14 protein-coding genes are annotated in these 19,861 nt (G+C 69.2%); 3 read left to right on the forward strand and 11 right to left on the reverse strand.

Features of this window, described 5'->3' with window-relative positions:
• Positions 1 to 63: 63 nt before the first annotated feature.
• Positions 64 to 2,685 carry a rifamycin-inactivating phosphotransferase gene (rph, locus tag VMT65_RS15520; protein ID WP_326308900.1) on the forward strand — a complete coding sequence of 874 codons (2,622 nt, stop codon included), beginning with the start codon at positions 64 to 66 and terminating at the stop codon, positions 2,683 to 2,685.
• Between the two features lie 73 nt (positions 2,686 to 2,758).
• On the opposite strand, the gene ffh is transcribed toward rph, so the two are convergent.
• From ffh to ftsY, 6 genes are all read right to left on the reverse strand, one after another.
• The gene (ffh, locus tag VMT65_RS15525) at positions 2,759 to 4,315 is read right to left on the reverse strand and encodes a signal recognition particle protein (RefSeq protein ID WP_326308901.1); all 1,557 of its coding nucleotides are present in this window, start codon (positions 4,313 to 4,315) and stop codon (positions 2,759 to 2,761) included.
• Between the two features lie 53 nt (positions 4,316 to 4,368).
• Positions 4,369 to 4,677 (reverse strand): hypothetical protein, encoded by a 309-nt coding sequence (locus VMT65_RS15530; protein ID WP_326308902.1) that lies wholly within the window; start codon positions 4,675 to 4,677, stop codon positions 4,369 to 4,371.
• A gap of 208 nt (positions 4,678 to 4,885) precedes the next feature.
• A complete protein-coding gene (locus tag VMT65_RS15535; protein WP_326308903.1) occupies positions 4,886 to 7,333 on the reverse strand; it encodes a [protein-PII] uridylyltransferase in 2,448 nt (815 codons plus the stop codon).
• Between the two features lie 138 nt (positions 7,334 to 7,471).
• The gene (locus tag VMT65_RS15540) at positions 7,472 to 7,810 is read right to left on the reverse strand and encodes a P-II family nitrogen regulator (RefSeq protein ID WP_326309191.1); all 339 of its coding nucleotides are present in this window, start codon (positions 7,808 to 7,810) and stop codon (positions 7,472 to 7,474) included.
• A gap of 5 nt (positions 7,811 to 7,815) precedes the next feature.
• Positions 7,816 to 9,162, reverse strand: coding sequence for an ammonium transporter (locus tag VMT65_RS15545; RefSeq protein ID WP_326309192.1), 1,347 nt, complete (start codon positions 9,160 to 9,162; stop codon positions 7,816 to 7,818).
• A gap of 262 nt (positions 9,163 to 9,424) precedes the next feature.
• Positions 9,425 to 11,212, reverse strand: coding sequence for a signal recognition particle-docking protein FtsY (gene ftsY, locus VMT65_RS15550; RefSeq protein WP_326308904.1), 1,788 nt, complete (start codon positions 11,210 to 11,212; stop codon positions 9,425 to 9,427).
• 216 nt (positions 11,213 to 11,428) lie between these two features.
• Here ftsY and VMT65_RS15555 point away from each other — a divergent pair, with 216 nt between their 5' ends.
• On the forward strand, positions 11,429 to 11,818 hold the full coding sequence (locus tag VMT65_RS15555) for a DUF2237 family protein (RefSeq protein ID WP_067711299.1): 390 nt from the start codon (positions 11,429 to 11,431) through the stop codon (positions 11,816 to 11,818).
• Between the two features lie 32 nt (positions 11,819 to 11,850).
• Here VMT65_RS15555 and VMT65_RS15560 read toward each other — a convergent pair whose 3' ends face one another.
• Positions 11,851 to 12,741 (reverse strand): hypothetical protein, encoded by an 891-nt coding sequence (locus VMT65_RS15560; RefSeq protein ID WP_326308905.1) that lies wholly within the window; start codon positions 12,739 to 12,741, stop codon positions 11,851 to 11,853.
• Positions 12,742 to 12,922: 181 nt separating this feature from the next.
• A complete protein-coding gene (locus VMT65_RS15565; protein WP_326308906.1) occupies positions 12,923 to 13,861 on the reverse strand; it encodes a TetR/AcrR family transcriptional regulator in 939 nt (312 codons plus the stop codon).
• 103 nt (positions 13,862 to 13,964) lie between these two features.
• Here VMT65_RS15565 and VMT65_RS15570 point away from each other — a divergent pair, with 103 nt between their 5' ends.
• Positions 13,965 to 14,879 carry an NmrA family NAD(P)-binding protein gene (locus VMT65_RS15570; RefSeq protein WP_326308907.1) on the forward strand — a complete coding sequence of 305 codons (915 nt, stop codon included), beginning with the start codon at positions 13,965 to 13,967 and terminating at the stop codon, positions 14,877 to 14,879.
• Position 14,880: 1 nt separating this feature from the next.
• Here the strand turns inward: VMT65_RS15570 and VMT65_RS15575 are convergent, their stop codons facing one another.
• From VMT65_RS15575 to VMT65_RS15585, 3 genes are all read right to left on the reverse strand, one after another.
• Positions 14,881 to 15,534 carry an HAD family acid phosphatase gene (locus VMT65_RS15575; RefSeq protein ID WP_326308908.1) on the reverse strand — a complete coding sequence of 218 codons (654 nt, stop codon included), beginning with the start codon at positions 15,532 to 15,534 and terminating at the stop codon, positions 14,881 to 14,883.
• A gap of 108 nt (positions 15,535 to 15,642) precedes the next feature.
• Positions 15,643 to 19,263 (reverse strand): chromosome segregation protein SMC, encoded by a 3,621-nt coding sequence (gene smc / locus VMT65_RS15580; protein ID WP_326308909.1) that lies wholly within the window; start codon positions 19,261 to 19,263, stop codon positions 15,643 to 15,645.
• 94 nt (positions 19,264 to 19,357) lie between these two features.
• Complete coding sequence (locus VMT65_RS15585; RefSeq protein ID WP_326308910.1) at positions 19,358 to 19,861, reverse strand: hypothetical protein; 504 nt, start codon at positions 19,859 to 19,861, stop codon at positions 19,358 to 19,360.

A 19,861-nucleotide genomic window follows, 5' to 3' on the forward strand; every position in this document is an offset into this window, starting at 1 on the left:
GGCCCCGGATCTTGGGCCATAATCGCTCGCGAAATGCCGAAACACCAGGTGAGGAGTTGCGGGATGGGTTTTGTGCTGGGCTTCGGGGAGATCGATCGGACACAGGTCGCGAGCGTGGGCGGGAAGGGCGCGAATCTGGGTGAGTTGGCTCGGATCGAGGGTGTCGCGGTGCCGGACGGGTTCTGTGTGACGACGGAGGCCTTCGCGCGGGCGGTGGCAGCGGCGCCGGGGCTGGCGGCCCTGCTCGATGAGCTCGCCCGGACGGCGGCGGAGGATCAGGCCGCCATCCGGACGTTGAGTGGGGAGATCCGGGACGCGATCGAACGGCTGCCCGTTCCGGAGGAAGTGGCAGCCGAGATCGTCGGTGCGCACCAGCGGCTCGGGGTGGCGGGGGCGTACGCGGTGCGGTCGAGCGCGACGGCCGAGGATCTGCCGTCGGCATCGTTCGCCGGACAGCAGGACACGTACCTCAACGTGGTGGGAGCCGCGGCGATTCTCGAGCACGTGAGCCGGTGCTGGGGCTCGCTGTTCACCGAGCGGGCGGTGACCTACCGGCTGCGAAATGGCTTCGGGCACAGTGCGGTTCGGATGGCTGTCGTCGTCCAGCGGATGGTGTTCCCGCGCGCCTCGGGCATCCTGATGACCGCCGACCCCGTCACCTCCGATCGGACGGTGGTGTCCATCGATGCCGGTTTCGGGCTGGGTGAGGCGCTCGTCTCCGGGCTGGTGAACGCCGATGTGTACCAGGTGCGCGACAACGCGATCGTCGCCCGGACGATCGCCAGCAAGAAGCTCGCCATCGAGCCGGTGGCCGCGGGCGGCACCGAGGTGCGGGAGATCGCGGCGGAGCAGCGTGACGCGCCGGTGCTCACCGACGCCGAGGCGCTGGGGCTGGCGCGGCTCGGGCGTCGCATCGAAGCGCATTTCGGCAGCCCGCAGGACATCGAATGGTGCCTCGACGGTGACGATTTCCGCATCGTGCAGAGTCGGCCGATCACCACGCTGTTCCCGATTCCCGAAGCCGACGATGACGAGAACCACGTCTACGTGTCGGTCGGACACCAGCAGATGATGACCGATGCCATGAAGCCCCTGGGCATTTCGCTGTGGCAGCTCACCAGCCGCGGGCCCATGCGAGACGCGGGCGGGCGGTTGTTCGTGGACGTCACCAAGCCGCTGTCGTCCCCGGAAACCCGCGACGCCTTGATCGCGGGGCTGGGCAGCTCCGATCCGCTGATCGGTGACGCCCTGCGAACCGTGATCGACAGCGGCTTCGTTCCCGTTGCTCCGCAATCGGATTCCGCCGCGCCGACCGCGATGCGCGCCGCCGCGGCCCCGCCCCTGGATGCCGACCCCGCGCTCGTCGCCGAGGTGATCGCCGACGCCGAGGCCTCTCTCGCCACCTTGAAGCGCGATATCGCGCCCCTGTCGGGCCCGGCGCTGCTCGACTTCATCCGCGCGGATATCCCTGAGCTGCAACGGGTCCTGTTCACCCCGCGCGGTCTGCAGATGATCACCACGGCGATGAACGCCTCGGCCTGGCTCAATGACCGGCTGCGAGATTGGTTGGGCGAGAAGAACTCCGCCGACGCGCTGACCCAGTCGGTGCCCGGCAACGTGACCTCCGAGATGGGCCTGGCGCTGCTGGACGTCGCCGACGCCATCCGGCCGTACCCGGAGGTGATCGCCTACCTGCGGCAGGTCGAGCAGGCGCAGCCCGCGGGAACCGCCTTCCTGGAAGAACTTTCGGCCCATCCGGGCGGTCCGGAGGCGCGGGCGGCGATCGACGGCTTCCTCGACAAGTACGGCATGCGCTGCGCCGGCGAGATCGACATCACCCGGCCGCGCTGGAGCGAAAGCCCCGCCACCCTGGTGCCGACGCTGCTCGGCAATATCGAGCACTTCGAGCCGGGCGCGGGCGCACGGCGTTTCGCCGACGGCCTGCGCGAGGCCGAGCAGACCGCCGCGCGCCTGCTCGAACGCCTGCGCGCCCTGCCCGACGGGGAGCAGAAGGCCGCCGAGACCGAGCGGATGATCGCGCGGGTCCGCACCTTCTCCGGCTATCGCGAATACCCGAAATACCGCATGGTCAGCCGCTATTTCGTCTACAAGCAAGCCCTGCTGGCCGAGGCGCGGCGGCTGGTGGACGCGGGTGTGCTGGCCGACGCCGAGGACATCTTCTTTCTGCGCTTCGACGAACTCGCGCAGGTCGTCCGCACCCGGTCCGCGGACGCCGGGCTCATCGCCGAGCGCCGGGAGGCCTTCCGCACGTATCGGACGCTCACCGCGCCCCGGGTGCTCACCTCCGACGGCCGCGCCCTCACCGGCGCCTACCGCCGCGCGGACCTGCCGCCCGGCGCGCTACCCGGCATGGCGGTGTCCACCGGGACCATCGAGGGCCGCGCCCGCGTCGTCACCGACATCGGACAGGCCGATCTCGCACCCGGCGACATCCTCGTCACCGCCTACACCGACCCGAGCTGGACCCCGCTGTTCGTCGCGATCGCGGGCCTGGTGACCGAGGTCGGCGGCCTGATGACGCACGGCGCGGTGATCGCCCGCGAATACGGACTGCCCGCCGTCGTAGGCGTCGAGCACGCCACCGCCTTGATCCGCGACGGCCAGCGCATCCGCGTGAACGGCACCGACGGCTACGTCGAAATCCTCTCGCAGCCAACGGACTAGCCGCCGCGGCCCGCGACCGGGAACGCGATTCGGCCCCGCCCGGAGAGGCTGGGCCGAATCAGGCTCGGGGAACTCAGTTCTTGGGGAACTTCAGCTTCGACAGGTCGAAACCCTCCAGGCCCGGCGGGAGTTCGTTGAGGCCGGCGGGGAGGTTGGAGATGTCGGGCATGCCGGCGGGCAGGCCGGGCATGCCCGGGAAGCCGCCGCGCACCTTCGGCGGCGTCGGGCCGCGGCCGCCCTTCTTGCCCTTCTTGCCTTTGCCCTTGCCCTTGTTGGCGCGGGCTCCGGGCATGCCGAATTGGCGGCTCATCGCGCCCATCATCTTCTTGGCCTCGAAGAAGCGGTCGACGAGTTGGTTGACGTCGGAGACCGAGACACCGGAGCCGTTGGCGATGCGCAGGCGGCGGGAGGCGTTGATGATCTTGGGGTTCGCGCGCTCGGCGGGGGTCATGCCGCGGATGATGGCCTGGACGCGGTCGAGCTGCTTGTCGTCGACCTGAGCCAGGACGTCCTTCATCTGGCCCGCACCCGGGAGCATGCCGAGCAGGTTGCCGATGGGGCCCATCTTGCGGATGGCCAGCATCTGCTCGAGGAAGTCCTCCAAAGTCAGCTCGCCCGAGCCGATCTTGCGGGCGGCCTCCTCGGCCTGCTTGGCGTCGTAGACCTGTTCGGCCTGCTCGATCAGGGTGAGCAGGTCGCCCATGCCGAGGATGCGCGAGGCCATGCGGTCGGGGTGGAAGACGTCGAAGTCCTCGAGCTTCTCGCCGGTGGAGGCGAAAAGGATGGGCTGGCCGGTGATCTCGCGCACCGACAGCGCCGCACCACCGCGGGCGTCGCCGTCGAGCTTGGTGAGCACGACACCGGTGAAGCCCACGCCGTCGCGGAAGGCCTCGGCGGTGGAGACCGCGTCCTGACCGATCATGGCGTCGAGCACGAACAGCGTCTCGTCCGGGTTGACGGCGTCGCGGATGCCCGCGGCCTGCCGCATGAGCTCCTCGTCGATGCCGAGGCGACCGGCGGTGTCGACGATGACCACGTCGTACTGCTTGGTCTTGGCCTCTTCGATACCGGCGCGGGCGACATCGACCGGATCCGACGCCGAGACGCCCAGCGGGTTCTCGCCGCCGCCGATGGAGGTGCCCGGGTGCGGCGCGAAGACCGGCACGCCCGCGCGCTCACCGACCACCTGCAGCTGGGTCACCGCGCCGGGACGCTGGAGGTCACAGGCCACCAGCAGCGGCGTATGCCCCTGTCCCTTCAGGTATTTGGCGAGCTTGCCCGCGAGGGTGGTCTTACCGGCACCCTGCAGACCGGCCAGCATGATGACCGTGGGCGGGTTCTTGGCCAGCCGCAGCCGCCGCGTCTCGCCGCCGAGGATACTGATGAGCTCCTCGTTGACGATCTTGACGACCTGCTGGGCCGGATTCAGCGCGGCGGAGACCTCCGCGCCCTTGGCCCGCTCCTTGATCTTGGCGATGAAGCCGCGCACGACGGGCAGCGCCACGTCGGCCTCGAGCAGGGCCAATCGGATCTCGCGCGCGGTCGCGTCGATGTCCGACGGCGAGAGGCGTCCCTTGCCACGCAGATCCTTGAGGGCACCGGCCAACCGGTCGGAAAGGGATTCGAACACCGATGCTCTCCTGAATCTCGAGGGACTGTCACTCGAGATACCAGGGTAGTGGGCTATTCGAGTGAGCGTGGCCGTGGCCCCGGCCTGCGCAGGTCGTGCTTCTCCGTCGTCACCATGCCGACGGCCTCACGGGCGGTGAGCCCCAATTCGAGGGCGAGCCCGTCGAGCATCGCCCATTCGACCTCACCGAGTTCGGTCTCGGCGACCGTCGAGGCGATGGTCATGGCGGTCACCGCCTGCTGACCGGTGAGGGTACGACCGGGCAGCCAGGAGACGACCCAGCGGTCGCCGCCGACGCAGCGTGCGATGTGAGAGGTCAAATCACTCGTCATCATCGACGCGGATACGACTTCGATTGCCACCGACCTGCTCCCCTCATTCCGCGGACAGCCGTGCCCAATTCCGGAGCTCGTGATCGAGACCTGCACGCGAATACTAGGGTGTGACACCGGTCACTCGACCGGTATTTCAGCAAATTGCCTGCAACATTCTTATTAACTGGCAATCGTACGGTTTGCCAGCTAATTCCGATACCTGGCGATTAATCAGAAAACCGCCGGAAGATCCAATTCAGCTGTCCGATTCGGGAGGATTCTTCGGTTGCTGCGGCGGCACCACCGCGAGCACCGCCGCCGTGATCTCGGCGCGCCGCTCCGGCGTGTCGGTGGCGCCCAGATCCAGGCAGAACGAGTCGATGACCGCCGAACCCATGGTCACCACCTTCGCCCAGCAGACATTCACCCCCGCGTCGGCGAAGGCCGCGGCCAAACGGCTGAGCAGGCCGATCCGGTCCTCGGCGCGCAATTCCAGCAGCACCCGGCCCGGCTCGGCGGTCTCGTGCCAGAACACCCGCGGCTGCGCCTGCGCGAACGGACTCGGGCCCGTGCCCGCGGCATCGCGCTCCTTGCGGGCCAGCACCGAGGCCAGATCCAGATCGCCATTGATGGCCCGGATCAATTCCTGGCGCAGCAGACCCGGATCCGGCGGATCACCGAAACGCGGGGCCACCACGAAGGTGTCGATGGCCGACTTCCCGACACTGGCCAATTCGGCCGAGAGCACCCGCAGCGAATGCACCGCGAGCACGCCCGCCGCATCCGAGAGCAGTCCCGGATTGTCCGGCGCGACCACGGTGACCACGTGGTGATAGCGGCCCTCCCCCGGCTGCAGATCCACGTGCACGCCACCGGCTTCGGCGCGTTTGCGCAACTCCTCGGGAATCGGGGTCGGCTCGGCCGGTTCCTCCCCGGCCATGGCGCGGCGGCAATTGCGCACCAGTTCGCCGATGAGCGAGGCCTTCCAGTCGTTCCACACGCCCGGCCCGGTGGCCAGCGCGTCGGCCTCGGCCAGGGCGTGCAGCAGCTCCAACAGGTGCGGGTCGCCGTCGAGGGCGTCGATCACCATCTTCACGGTGTCGGAATCGGTGATGTCGCGGCGCGTGGCGGTATCGGGCAGCAGCAGGTGATGGCGCACCATGGCCGAGAGCGTCTGCACGTCGGAAGGCCAGAGCCCCAACCGTTTTCCGATCGACACCGCCAGTTCCGCACCGACCACGCTGTGATCCTCGGTGCGCCCCTTGCCGATGTCGTGCAGCAGCGCGCCCAACAGCAGCAGGTCCGGTCGCGCGACCCGGGTGGACAGCGCACCGGCCTGCGCGACCGCCTCCATCAGGTGACGATCCACGGTCCAGGTGTGCATGGCGTCGCGCGGCGGCAGGTCACGCACCACGCCCCACTCCGGAAAGAGCCTGCCCCACAGGCCCGTCCGATCCAGCGCCTCGATGGCGTCCACGGTCCCGCGGCCCGCCCCCAGCAGCACCAGCAGGTCGTTGAGCGCGTCCTTGGGCCACGGCTCGCGCAGTTCCGGCGCGTCCTCACCGAGCCGGTTGAGCGTGGTCGCCGACATGGGCAGCCCGGTCTGCGCCGAGGCCGCGGCCACCCGCAGGACCAGTCCCGGATCGCGCTGTGGCCGCGCGTCACGCGCCAACACCACCTCCCCGGAATGCTCGACCACCCCCTCATCGAGTGGTCGGCGCACCGGGACGCGGCGCAGGCGGGCGAGCCCGCGCCGAGGCAGTGCGTTGCCCGCGGTCCGCAGCCCCACATCGGTGGAGTAGCTGACCGTGCGGGCCGCATCGCTCAAGGTCCGCGCCAGATCGAAGCGATCCCCCAGCCGCAGGGCCGCCCCGATCTCGTCGGCGTCCTGGGCGCGCAGCTGGTCGCGGGCCCGGCCCGCCACCCGGTGCAGTTCGGTCCGCACGTCCAGCAGTCGGCGATGCGCCTGCTTCAGCCCGCCGCCCGGCACATCCGGACCGAGCCCCGGCATGGCGTCGGTCAGTTGTGCGATGGCGAGGGCGTCGAGCAACTGAATGTCGCGCAGCCCGCCGCGGCCGTTCTTGAGATCGGGTTCGGCGCGGTGGGCGACGTCTCCGCTTCGGCGCCAACGGGTGTGGGCCTGCTCGATCAGGGTGTCGAAACGGGACCGGATTCCGGCACGCCAGTCCCGTCGGACCCCGCTGATCAGCAGACTGCTCAGGCCCTCGTCGCCGACGATGTGCCGGGCCTCGAGCAGGCCGAGGGCGGCGGTCATATCGTCGGCGGCCACGCGCAGCGCCTGCGGGACGGTGCGCACACTGTGATCGAGCTTGATGTGGGCGTCCCAGAGCGGATACCAGAGCTGATCGGCGACCTCGGCGACCCGCTTGGGGTCGATCCCGTCGTAGAGCAGCACCAGATCCAGATCGGAGTAGGGCAGCATTTCCCGCCGGCCCAATCCGCCCACCGCGACGATGGCGAGCCCGCTGTCGGCGGTGATGCCGACCTCGTGGCCCTTGGTGGTCAACCACAGTTCGAACAGGTCCACCAGCGCCTCGCGCAGCGCCTCGGCGTCGAGACGGGAGGAGCGGCCGTTGGCGCTGTGCTCACTCAGCAGTTGGTCGCGGGCCCTCACCAGATCCGAAGCGCCATTGGAAACCTTGTCGGCCCCGGCCTTCTCGTCGCGTGCTTGCTGAAAACCCACAACCCACCACCCATCTCAATTCAGTTCGTCACCCACGTGGTGCGTCTCCCACATGGGGGCGGCCCCGCCTCCCGCCGGTTCGACACCGACGGGGGCCGGGGCCGCCACTGGATCCGCTTCGAGTCAGCGCATCGCGAATTACAGAGCGTCGGCTCCGCGTTCGCCGGTGCGCACCCGGATGATCGCGTCGACCGGGGTCACCCAGACCTTGCCGTCACCGATCTTGCCGGTGCGGGCGGCCTCGACGATGACCTCGACGACCTTGTCGACGGAGGCATCGTCCACGACCACCTCGACCCGAACCTTCGGGACGAAGTCGACCGAGTACTCGGCACCGCGGTAGACCTCGGTGTGGCCCTTCTGGCGGCCGTAGCCCTGAACCTCGCTGACGGTCATGCCGAGCACGCCCGCCTGCTCCAGGCCGGTCTTCACGTCCTCCAGGGTGAACGGCTTCACGATCGCAGTGATCAGTTTCATTTTCGTCATGCCTCCTTGACGGCGGCGGTGCGCGCCGCACCACCCACAGCAGCGAAATCGTATGCGGTTTCCGCGTGCTCCGACTCATCCAAGCCCACGAACTCATCTTCCTCGGAGGAGCGCAGGCCGATGGTGTACTTGATGGCGAAGGCGATGATCAGCGTGACGATGAACGAGAACGCAAGCACCACACCGGCACCCACGGCCTGACGCCACAGCTGGTTGAAGCCGCCGCCGTAGAACAGACCCTGGACACCGGCCGGAGCCTCCTTGGTGGCGACCAGACCGATCATCAGGGTGCCGATGATGCCGCCGACGAGGTGGACGCCGACCACGTCGAGCGAGTCGTCGAAGCCCAGCTTGAACTTCAGGCCCACGGCCAGGGCGCAGGCGACACCCGCGATCAGACCGATGGCCAGCGCGCCGAGGACGTTCACCGAGGAGCAGGACGGGGTGATGGCGACCAGACCCGCGACGATGCCGGACGCGGCGCCCAGCGAGGTGGCGTGGCCGTCACGCAGCTTCTCCACGAGCAGCCAGCCGAGCATGGCCGAGCAGGTGGCGAAGGTGGTGGTCAGGAAGGTGGAACCCGCGGTGCCGTTGGAGGACAGCGCCGAACCGGCGTTGAAGCCGAACCAGCCGAACCACAGCAGACCGGCGCCGAGCATGACGAAGGGCAGGTTGTGCGGACGCATCGGGGTCTTGGGCCAGCCCTTGCGCTTGCCGAGGACCAGGCACAGCGCCAGACCCGCGGCACCGGCGTTGATGTGGACGGCGGTACCACCGGCGAAGTCGATCACCTTGAGCTTGTTGGCGATCCAGCCGCCGGCGTGAATGATGTTGCCGCTCGAGTCGGTGGCGTTGAAGTCGAAGACCCAGTGCGCGACGGGGAAGTAGACGACCGTGGCCCAGATCGCGGCGAACAGCGCCCAGGCGCCGAACTTGAGGCGGTCGGCGACCGCGCCCGAGATCAGGGCGACGGTGATGATCGCGAACATCAGCTGGAACGCGACGAACACGGTCATGGGGATGCCGGTGTTACCCGCCAGCGGGATGCCGATCGCGTCGGCGGCCTGAATGCCCTTGGACGGGTCGGCGGCCACCGCCGGATGGGCGTCCGAGCCGATCAGACCCTTGAGTCCGAAGAACTGGGTCGGATCACCGATCAGTCCGAATTTATTGTTGCCGAACGCCGTCGAGAATCCGAAGATTGCCCATAGGACGCCGACGATGCCCATGGCACTGATGCTCATCATGATCATGTTGAGCACGTTCTTGCTACGGACCATGCCGCCGTAGAAGAACGCGAGCCCAGGGGTCATCAACAGCACCAATGCCGAGCTCGCGAGCATCCATGCCGTGTCGCCGGTGTTCGGCACATCAACGATGGGATACGCCACCTTTTTGTCCTCCTCATCTACGGCCCCGCAGCAACCTGCGAATAAGCCTGCAATGAGATTCGTCAGTCGGTGTTTCCTCCGTGATCCTGCGGCGTTTCGCGTAGGTGAACGGATGAGATTGCAGTGTTGCGGTCACGTTTCCGAAACCGCGCCACTGTTACGACGACATTGTGAGGATGATGTTGAATTCGGTATCGGCGCAGGTCAGTACGGATTATCCGAGCAGCGCGTCGACGAAGGCACCGGGTTCGAAGGGAGCGAGATCATCCGCGCCCTCTCCCAAACCGACCAGTTTGACCGGTACGCCGAGCTCGTGCTGCACCTGGAAGACGATGCCGCCCTTCGCGGTTCCGTCCAACTTGGTCAGCGCGACACCGGTGATGTCCACGACGTCGGCGAAGACGCGCGCCTGCATGAGGCCGTTCTGGCCGACCGTGGAGTCGAGCACCAGGATCACCTCGTCCACCGCGGCCTTCTTCTCGACCACGCGCTTGACCTTGCCCAGCTCGTCCATCAGACCGGTCTTGGTGTGCAGGCGGCCCGCGGTGTCGATGAGCACCACGTCCACGCCGCGATCGATACCGGCCGACACCGCGTCGAATGCGACGGCCGCCGGATCCGCGCCCTCCCTGCCGCGCACGGTCTCCGCGCCCACGCGCTCACCCCAGGTCTGCAGCTGATCGGCGGCCGCGGCACGGAAGGTGTCGGCCGCACCGAGTAGCACCCGACGCCCGTCGGCCACCAGCACGCGCGCCAATTTGCCGGTGGTGGTGGTCTTTCCGGTGCCGTTCACACCGACGACCAGCAGGATCGACGGGTGATCGTCGTGCGGCAGCGCCCGAATCGACCGATCCAGCTCCGGCCGCAGCGCCTCGATCAGCACCTCGCGCAACAGCGCCCGCGCCTCGGCGGCGGTACGCACGGTGCGGGCGGCCATCTCCTCGCGCAGGCGCTCGACAATGGCGGCCGTGCTGGCGGTACCGAGATCCGCCATGACGAGCGTGTCCTCGATCTCCTCCCACGAGTCCTCGTCCAGATCGCCACCACCCAACAGACCCAGCAGCGACTTGCCGACCGCGTTCTGCGAGCGGGACAGACGACCGCGCAGACGGGTCAGACGGCCCGCGGTGGGCTCGATCTCGGCGACGGCCGGGGCGGAAGTCTCGGCCGGAACGGCGGTCTCGGGCGTGGCGCTCGGCGCACCGGCACGAGCCGCGACAGCGGCCTCCGCCCCCGCGGCCACCTCAGCGGCGGCGACAGCGGCCTCGGCGGCTTCCTCGGCCGCGGCCTCTTCCGAAACAGGCTGCTCGGCAACCTCACCCGCACCCTGGTCGGCGGCGGCTTCACCTGCCTGCCCGGCCTCCTCGACGGCCTCCGCCCGCGCCTCGGCCTCGGTCGCAGCGGCGCGTTGCGACGCGGCGGATTCATCCGCGGTCGCATTCCGGTCGGCCGCGCCGGCAGTCCCCTTCGCGGCGGTGGATCCGCCGGCGGCAGGGGTTCCATCCTGCGCGGCGGTGCCGGAATTGGCCTGACCAGCAGCGGTCGGCGTGGTCTTACCAGTTGCATCCGCCTTGTCGGCGGCGGTGGAATCGGTGGAGGTGACGGACTTTTCGGCGGACTCTTCGGTCGGGGCGGGTTCGGGGCCCTGGACCGGGTCGGGGAGGCGGACGTTGGTGATGCTGCGTTTGGCGGCGTCGCGGGGGATGGCGGCGTCGTCGCCGATGTGGGGCTGGCCCTCGTCGTCGGTGCGCTCGGGCGGGAGGGGCTTGGGCTTCGGCTTGGCGGCCGGGACCTTTTCCCTCTCCGCGGTGGAGCCCTGGCTGAAGCTGAATCCGCTCGAGGCCTGATATCCGCCCGACCGGTCGGTGATCTCCTTGGTTTCGGTGGTCTCCGGGGTCAGCGAGATACGGCGGCGCTTGTTCAGGGCATATCCGGCAACCAGCGCCACGAGCAGCACCGCGGCGATCGCGGCGATGAGGATCCAAGCTTCTGCAGTCGTCACGCCCCCATCCTTTCAGAGGCAGTTGTATTGCCGGTTTCACATACCTACCGACGCGTCGACGGGCAGTGTCGTGTATCACACGGCCATGCCGTGCGCGCCGTCGACACGCCGGGGTGGGGCTTGGAAATCCCAACAACTACCGACCGGTCTGCTCGTCTACGTGCCACAGTGCGGAAGGAGCGGCGAATGCGACACCGAGACAATAGGATCGGCGACGTGACCGATCGAAATGTGCTTGGGGGACCGCTGGAGGAGTGTGGCACCGATCCTCTCACCGGCTTCTACCGGGACGGATGCTGCAGCACCGGCCCCGAGGATTTGGGCAGCCACACCGTCTGCACGGTGGTGACCGCGGAGTTCCTGGAGCACCAGAAGTCGATCGGCAACGACCTCATCACCCCGCGTCCGGAGAACAACTTCCCCGGCCTGCAACCCGGCGACCGCTGGTGCGTGGTGGCCGTGCGCTGGCTGCACGCCCACGAGGACGGCGTGGCCGCGCCCGTGGTGTTGGCCGCGACGCACGAGAACGCGCTCGAGGTCGTTCCGATGGAGACTCTGCGCAAATACGCCGTCGACGTCCCCGACGACGTCAGCGACCTGCTCTGACCCCGCGTCCGCTCATGCCCTGACCCGACCGGTCAGGGCATGTCCCCGGCTTTGCGCAGGAGAGCGTCGGTGGCGCTGCGCAATTCGACCCGGGCCGCCACCAATTGCGGGTCGGAGGCGAAGGCCAGGCGATCGGCGCCGGCGTGGAACTGGCCATTGAGCACCTGCAGCGAGATGGCGGCGGCGACGGCCCCGAAGAACAGGGCCACCAGGGCGGGCCGCTCCCCCGCCAGGGTCAGCGCCAGCGCGGCCTGGCCGCCGAATACGGCGGCGGTGGCCGCGGAGACCAGCAGCGAGTGAATCATGGCCGCGCGCAGCGATTCTCCCTCGTCGTAGGCGTCCACCACGGCGATGCCCAGGCCCAGCACCACCAGGTCGGCGGCCAGCACCGAGAGCATGGCGGTCTGTGGAAGCACATTGAGGCCCAACAGGATCAGCGCCGCGCTCAGACCCAGCAGCAGCGCGCCGACGGTGAGCAGTCCGGCCGCCGAACGCCGCGAGTCCTCCGACCATTCGGCGTGCTGGCCCAGCATGCCGAGCATGGTGCCCAGCAGCGCCAGCAGGGTGATCGCGCCGAGAAGGTAACCGGCGGGCAGGAATCCGCCCGCGGCGGGCATGGCCAGCACCGCGCACAGCGGTATCAGCCCGACCCGCCACACGCGGTCCACCCGCGCGACCGCCCGCTCCGGCAGCAGTTGGACGAACACCCCGCTGAAGGCCAGCACCGGTGCGCACACCAAGACGATCCGAACCCCGTCGAACCAGGGATGGGCCCCGGCCAGTCGATCGGCCACCACCGCCGCCGCGTATACCAGCAAACCGCTGGCAGCCCTGCGTAACAAGGGCTTTCGCGGATCCCGCGCCAGCAGATACAAACCGAGCCACCATGCGACACCGAACGCCGCGGCCGACACCCATACCACGCAGGGAGCGTACTTCCCCACTGCCGGTTTGCGGGTTGATACCGTGACGCCGTATATGCCGTTCTACCAGCATTTTTCGCCATTCGAGAGGGCTCGTCACACCTTCGCGTCGGTTCGGACACACGCAGGTCACGAAGGGCCCCAACGGGTTTCACAATCGACCCCGTGGAGGGGCCGAAATTCAGGCGGTCCGCGGTGCGTGGCGGCGACGGTGCGCCTTCTGACGGCAGGCGGGTGAGCAGTAGCGAGCCGGGCGGCCGGTTCCATTGGGGTGCAAGGGCGTCGCGCAGATCGGGCAGTGTGGTGTAGGGGTTCCGTTACGCATGGCGGTTTCGTCACGGAGCGGAGTCGTCCTCCGACGTTTCGTTACGGGTCCGGGTGCCACGCGTGGGCGCATCGAGTCCAACACCAGGGCGGCCGGGTGGGCCAGTTCGGAGCCGGGCGACAGCCGTTGGATGGCAACGCATCCCGTGAACAGGGCCAGCACATCCGACAGTGACAGATCCGGCCGCACCGAGCCGTGCCGCTGGGCGGCGGTGAGGAGATCATCGAGCGCGGTGTGAAAGCGGTCCCCCGCGCCCCGCACGAGCTCGCGCGGCCACCCGTCATTGCTGACCATGTCGCAGACCGCCTGATTGCGATGCGCGGAGGTGATCACCTCGGTACAGAACGAGAAGAAGGCCGCTCCGGGATCCGCGGCGTCCCGCAACCGATGCGCGAGCCCGGTCAATCGATCGATCCGCTGCTGCATAACCGCTTCCACCAGCGCGGTCTTGGTCGGGAAGTGCCGATACACGGTGCCCGCACCCACACCGGCCCGGCGAGCCACCTCCGCCAACGAGACCGAGGTGCCGCCCTCCGCGAGGGCGCGATGCGCCGCGGCCAGGACCAGGGCGCGATTGCGCCGCGCATCGGCGCGCGCATGGTCCGCGGGGCGCGATCGCGCGTCCGAAGAGCGCGCTCCGACAACCGATTCGATTGCGTCCGTGCCCGATTCGCGGGACCGTCCGGCAGACTCCTCGGCCAGCCCGTCCGCTCGGGCCCGCCGAGGGGACGATCCCGCGGGTCGGGCAATGGCTCCGGGCGTGGACTGGTCGTGGGGCAGGGTGGGGGCGGACATTTCGTTACGCCGGTCCTTTCCGGTGGTGGCCAACCGGAAACGGGTGGTTCTAGTTTCGGATACGGGTCGACCGACCCGAATACTACCGAACGAACGGGTGACCATGTCTTCTCGTAGTGATCTGGTTCTGGTGACGGGTGCGACCGGCAAGCAGGGCGGGGTGACGGCGCGGCGGTTGCTGGCCGTGGGGCGGCCGGTGCGTGTACTGGTGCGTGATCCGGAATCGACTGCCGCACAGGAACTCGCGGCGGCGGGGGCGGAAGTGGCCGTGGGGGATTTCGATTCTCCCGAGACGGTGGCGGCGGCGCTGTCGGGGGTGGGCGCGGCATTCCTGGTGCCGCCGGCGACCTTCGGACCGAACGGGTGGGACACCGATCTGGAGGTCGAGCGGGGCGTGCGGTTCATCGAAGCGGCCCGCGCCGCTGGGGTCGAGTTCATCGTGTTCACCACCGTCGCCTCGCTGACGCAGGACGGGAAGTGGGGTGCGCAGGGGAAGCGGCGGGTGGAGGAGGCGCTGCGAAACAGCGGGCTGCACTGGACGATTCTGCGTCCGGCGCGCTTCATGGAGAACTACTTCATGCAGGGCCATCCGGTGGACGGCATCAATGACGGTGTGCAGAAGCATCTGTTCCCCACCGACCGGCCGGTCCAATCCATCGCGATCGAGGACATCGCCGTGTTCGCGCAGCTGGCCTTCGACGATCCGGCCCGATTCCACGGCCAGATCCTGGAATTGGCGGGTGACGCCCTCACCATGCCCGAGGCCGCGGCCGCCATCTCCGCCGCCACCGGTCATGAGATCCGGTACGTGGAGGCCACCGAGGCCGAGGCCGACGCGATGGGTCCGGAGGTCGGAGCGGCGTGGCGGTTGTCGCGCCAGGGCGAGGGCTGGCACGCGGACATCCCCGCCCTACGCGAAATCCATCCCGGCCTGCGGACCTTCGACGCGTGGCTCGCCGAATCCGGTGCGGCGCGGTTGAAGTCGCTGCTGGATTGGCGAGCCGTCGTGCGACGGTGAACTACTGCAGTGCCCCGTTGTAATCGGGCAGTTTGAAGGTCTGCTGGGCGTGCCCGCCGGACAGGTCCGAGGCGCTGTTGCCGATATTGGCGACGATCGTGTACCCCTGGGCCTCGATCGAGGCGCGAGTGGCGGTCTTGTAGTCGGCGAGCGCGGCCGCCCCGCTGGACCCGGTGGTCAGTCCGCCGCCGTAGAGCCCGTCCACCGAGTAGCCGACGGACGACAGGTTGATCTGGGTGTAGAAGTTGATGACCGAGGGCCGCCCGGTCACGAAGATGAGGGACGCGCCTTGGCTTTTCGCCCACTGCGCCAGTTTCAGGATGGGCGGGATGGCGGGCGTGATCGGGCCCGGGTGGTAGGTCGTCTCCAGCACCGTGTTGTCGACGTCGAAGACGATGGCGGGCTTGGTGGCTCCCGGCAGCGCGGTGGTCAGGTAGGTCTGGGCGGCGGTGGCGACCGTGGTGACATCGCTGATCCACTGGCTGTACGGGGGCAGGTTGCCGCCGCCGCCCGAGCCGGACAGCGATCCGGTGCCGGACCCCGAGGCCGATCCGGAGCCGAGTCCGGAGGATCCGGAATCGGCCAGGGCGACGGGGAGCGGGGCGGCGAGGCCGACGGCGAGTCCGGCGGCCACTACGGCGAGGGAGCGTCTCATGGGGCGGGACGCTAGCGCCCCACCCGTGCGACGCGCAGGCGTTTCACTTTGGCGTTGACCAGAATTCCCGCTCAGCGGGATGGCCGGTCATCGTGTCGTCGTGGTGAATTAGGTTGTCGCGCCGACCAGGTTCTCTCCGCGCATGCGCTGCGAAATCACCTGGGTGATGCCGTCGCCGCGCATGCTGACACCGTAGAGGGCGTCGGCGATCTCCATGGTCGGCTTCTGGTGGGTGATGACGATCAGCTGGCTCTTCTCGCGCAGCTGCTCGAACAGGCCGATGAGGCGGCGCAGGTTGGTGTCGTCCAGCGCGGCTTCGACCTCGTCCATGACATAGAACGGGGAGGGGCGGGCGCGGAAGATCGACACCAGGAAAGCGACTGCCGCCAGGGACTTCTCACCGCCGGAGAGCAGCGAGAGCCGCTTGACCTTCTTGCCCGGCGGGCGCGCCTCCACCTCGACGCCGGTGGTGAGCATATTGGCCGGATCGGTGAGCAGCAGCCGCCCCTCGCCGCCGGGGAACAGCCGCGAGAACACGCCCTCGAATTCGCGCTCGACGTCCTCGTAGGCCTCGGTGAAGACCTGCAGGATGCGCTCGTCCACCTCGGCGACCACGTCGAGCAGATCCTGGCGGGCCTTCTTGACGTCCTCGAGCTGGGTGTTGAGGAAGGTGTAGCGCTCCTCGAGGGCCGCGAACTCCTCCAGCGCAAGGGGATTCACCTTGCCGAGGGTGGTGAGGTCCTTCTCGGCGCGCTTGGCCCGGCGCTCCTGGGTGGCGCGGTCGTAGGGCATGGGCTGCGGTTCGCTGACGGATTCGCCGCGTTCGCGGGCCGCCTCGTACTCCATCATCTCCAGCGCGGTGGGCGGCATGGGGACGTCCGGGCCGTATTCGGCGATGAGGTCGTCGAGGCTGAGGCCGAACTGTTCGGCAATGTTCTGCTCGACCTGTTCGATGCGCAGCGCGGCCTGGGCGCGGGCCACCTCGTCGCGGTGCACGGCGTCGGTGAGCTGGGACAGCTGGGTGGCCAGGGCGCGCGAGCGCTCCTTGGTCTGATCCACCTGGGCGGCGAATTCGGTGCGGCGGCGCACCAATTCGTCACGGCGGGTGGCGGCCTGGGCGACCACCTGCTCGAGTTCGGCGGCCACCTTCTCAGCGGACTGCGCGACCACGGCGGCGACGGCGGCGGCCTGGCGGCGGGCGGCCTGGGCGCGTTCGGCGCGCTGCCGGTTCTCACGTTCGGCGCGGGCGGCGCGACGCAGCGAATCCGCCTTGCCGCGCACCGATTCCGCGCGCTCCTCGGCGGTGCGGACGGCCAGCCGGGCCTCGACCTCCATGGATCGCGCCTCGGCGAGGGCGGCGGCGGCCTCCTCGCGGGCGTATCCGGCGGTCTCGGTGCCCGCGGCCTCCGGATCCATATCGGCCTGTTCGGATTCGGCGTGGCGCAGCCGGTCCTCGAGTTCGGCCAGTTTGGCCAGCGTCTCCTCGCGGCCGGTTTCGGCGTCGGCGCGCTGGGCGAGCAGGCGATCGCATTCCTTCTGCGCGGTGCGCGCGGAATGCCCGAGGCGGCCGAGCCGGTCGTAGATGGCGACGAGGGCCTGATCGGATTCGTGCAGGGCGAGCAGCGCGTGGTCGACGGCCTCCTTGCGATCGGTCTGCTCGGCGAGGGCCCCGGCCAGCGCGGCCTCCAACTCCTCGGCCTGCCGCTGCCAGGACTCCAATTCCTGCTTGGCGGAATCGATCTCGGCCTGCACCTCGAGCTGGCTGGGGGCCCGGTCGGAGCCGCCGAGCACCCATCCGGTGCCGGTCAGATCGCCGTCGCGGGTGACGACGCGCAGTTCCGGGCGCGCGGCGATGACCTGGGCCGCGGTGGCCAGATCATCGGCGACGGCAATGCCCGCGGTGAGCGCGGCGATGGCGGCGCGCAGGTTCGCCGGGCAGTCCACGACCTCGCTCAGCCAGCGCGCCCCACCGGGTAGTCGCGAATCCGCCTGCCCGGCAGCGGACATCGCACCGCCGGTGGCGTCGGCGAAGACCAGGGCGGCGCGGCCGCCGTCGGCTTCCTTGAGCGCGCGGACGGCGGCGTGGGCCGAGGGGCCGGTATCGGCGGCCACCGCGTCGGCCAGCGGGCCGAGGGCGGCGGCGACGGCGGATTCGAAACCGCCGTGCACGCGGATCAATCCGGACAGCGGGCCGAGCAGGCCGTCGGCGCGATGCTCGAGCAGCCAGGCCGCGCCGTCCTTGCGGCGCAGGCCCATGGTGAGGGCCTCGATGCGGGCGGTGAGGGAGGCGACGCGTTTGCCTGCCTCCCGGTCCTTTTCGCGCAGTTCGGTGACGCGCTGGTCGGCCAGGGCGAGGGCCTGGGCGGCGTGTTCGTAGGCGGTGTCGAGGCCTTCCTCGCCCGCGTCGAGTTCGGTGAGTTCGCCCTGGACGGCCTCGAATTCGGCATTGGCCTCCTCGCCGCGGCGGCGGGCCTCGGCGATGGCGGTGGACATGCGGGCGATCTCGCCGTCCACGGATTGGGCGCGGGTGCGCAGGGTGTCGACCTGACCGGACAGTCGGGCCAGGCCCTCGCGGCGGTCGGCGATGGCGCGCACGGCGGCCAAGTGGGCCTGTTCGGCGGCCTTGGCGGCCTGCTCTCGTTCGTGCAGTTGCTCGCGCGCGGCTTCCAGGGTCTCCGTAGCCATTTCGACCGCTTCGCGCAGTTCGGCCTCTTCGGCCTCGACGCGATCGGCCTCGCGTTCCAGTTGTTCCGGATCGCGGCCGGTGCCGGTCGGTTGCTCGATGGTGAGGTTGCGAGCACGATCACGCGCGATCCGGATAGTGGCATTGACGCGTTCGGTCAAAGCGGACAGCTGGAACCAGGTCTGGGCGGCCGCCTCGGCGCTCGGGGTCAGCTTGGAGAGCTCGAATTCCTGCTGTGCCAGGGCGGCATTCGCGGCATCCAGCTCGGCCTGGACGTTCACGTGCTGTTCGCGCGCGTACGCCTCCTTGCTCTGCTGGCTCTCCAGCTCGCGGCGGCGGGTCACCAGATCGTCGGCGGCGAGGCGCAATCGGGCATCGCGGAGTTCGGACTGGACGGTCGCCGCGCGCCGGGCGACCTCGGCCTGCCGTCCGAGGGGCTTCAACTGCCTGCGCAGTTCGGTGGTGAGGTCGGTGAGGCGGGCCAGATTGGCCTGCATGGCGTCCAGCTTGCGGACGGCCTTCTCCTTGCGCCGCCGATGCTTGAGCACGCCCGCGGCCTCTTCGATGAAGGCGCGCCGATCCTCCGGCCGCGACTCCAGAATCGCCGACAGCTGCCCCTGACCCACGATGACGTGCATCTCGCGCCCGATGCCGGAGTCGCTGAGCAGCTCTTGGACATCCATGAGGCGGCACGAGTTCCCATTGATCTCGTACTCGCCCGCGCCGTCACGGAACATTCGGCGCGTAATGGACACTTCGGAGTACTCGATGGGCAGCACCCCGTCGGAATTGTCGATGGTCAGCGTGACCTCGGCACGACCGAGCGGCGCGCGGCCGGCGGTGCCGGCGAAGATGACGTCCTGCATCTTCCCGCCCCGCAGCGCCTTCGCGCCCTGCTCACCCATCACCCAGGTGAGCGCGTCGACGACATTGCTCTTCCCCGACCCGTTGGGCCCGACCACACACGTGATCCCGGGTTCGAATCGCAACGTCGTCGCGGACGCGAAGGACTTGAACCCCTTCAGCGTCAGACTCTTCAGGTGCACAGCGGCCCAGACTACCCCCTCCCCCACGATTGCCCCGAGTATGCCGGAATGCCGAGTCCCCAGATCGGACCAGCGCGGGCCCGGTTCGGAAAAGTCAGGCCGCGATCGGTATGCGGAGGTGGCGACGCCACAGTTCGAGCAAAGGCAGAGCCACAAAGGTTGGGCCGAGCCAGGCTATGAGCTCGGACGGGCCGTAGAGGGGGCCGTTGAGGGCGAAGGCTACGACGAGGGTGGCGGTCCAGAGGGCGATGTAGGAGCCGCCCAGGCCGTGGACGTAGGCGTGGGTCCACGCGCCGCGGCGGTAGCGGGCTCTATGGCCCAGGTCGGCCAGGGCGTAGGTGAGGGCCGAGACAGGGATCAGCCACCAGAGGTCGGGGCGGTGCCAGAGGACCATCACGGTGGCTGTGATGCAAATGGCGGCAAGGGTTTTCAGGTACCAGGGCCACCCGTTGAGGGGGTGCCTCGCCGCCGGGGGTGCGGACCAGATCGGCTGGGGCGGCGGGGATTTGACGTCGGTCCAGGCGACGACGGGGCCCAGGAGTAGACCGAGGGTGCCGACGGTGATGTGCAGGGCCAGGAGGGCTGTGTATGTGGGCAT

Source organism: Nocardia sp. CDC153 (assembly GCF_035818515.1).
Taxonomy (GTDB): Bacteria; Actinomycetota; Actinomycetes; order Mycobacteriales; family Mycobacteriaceae; genus Nocardia.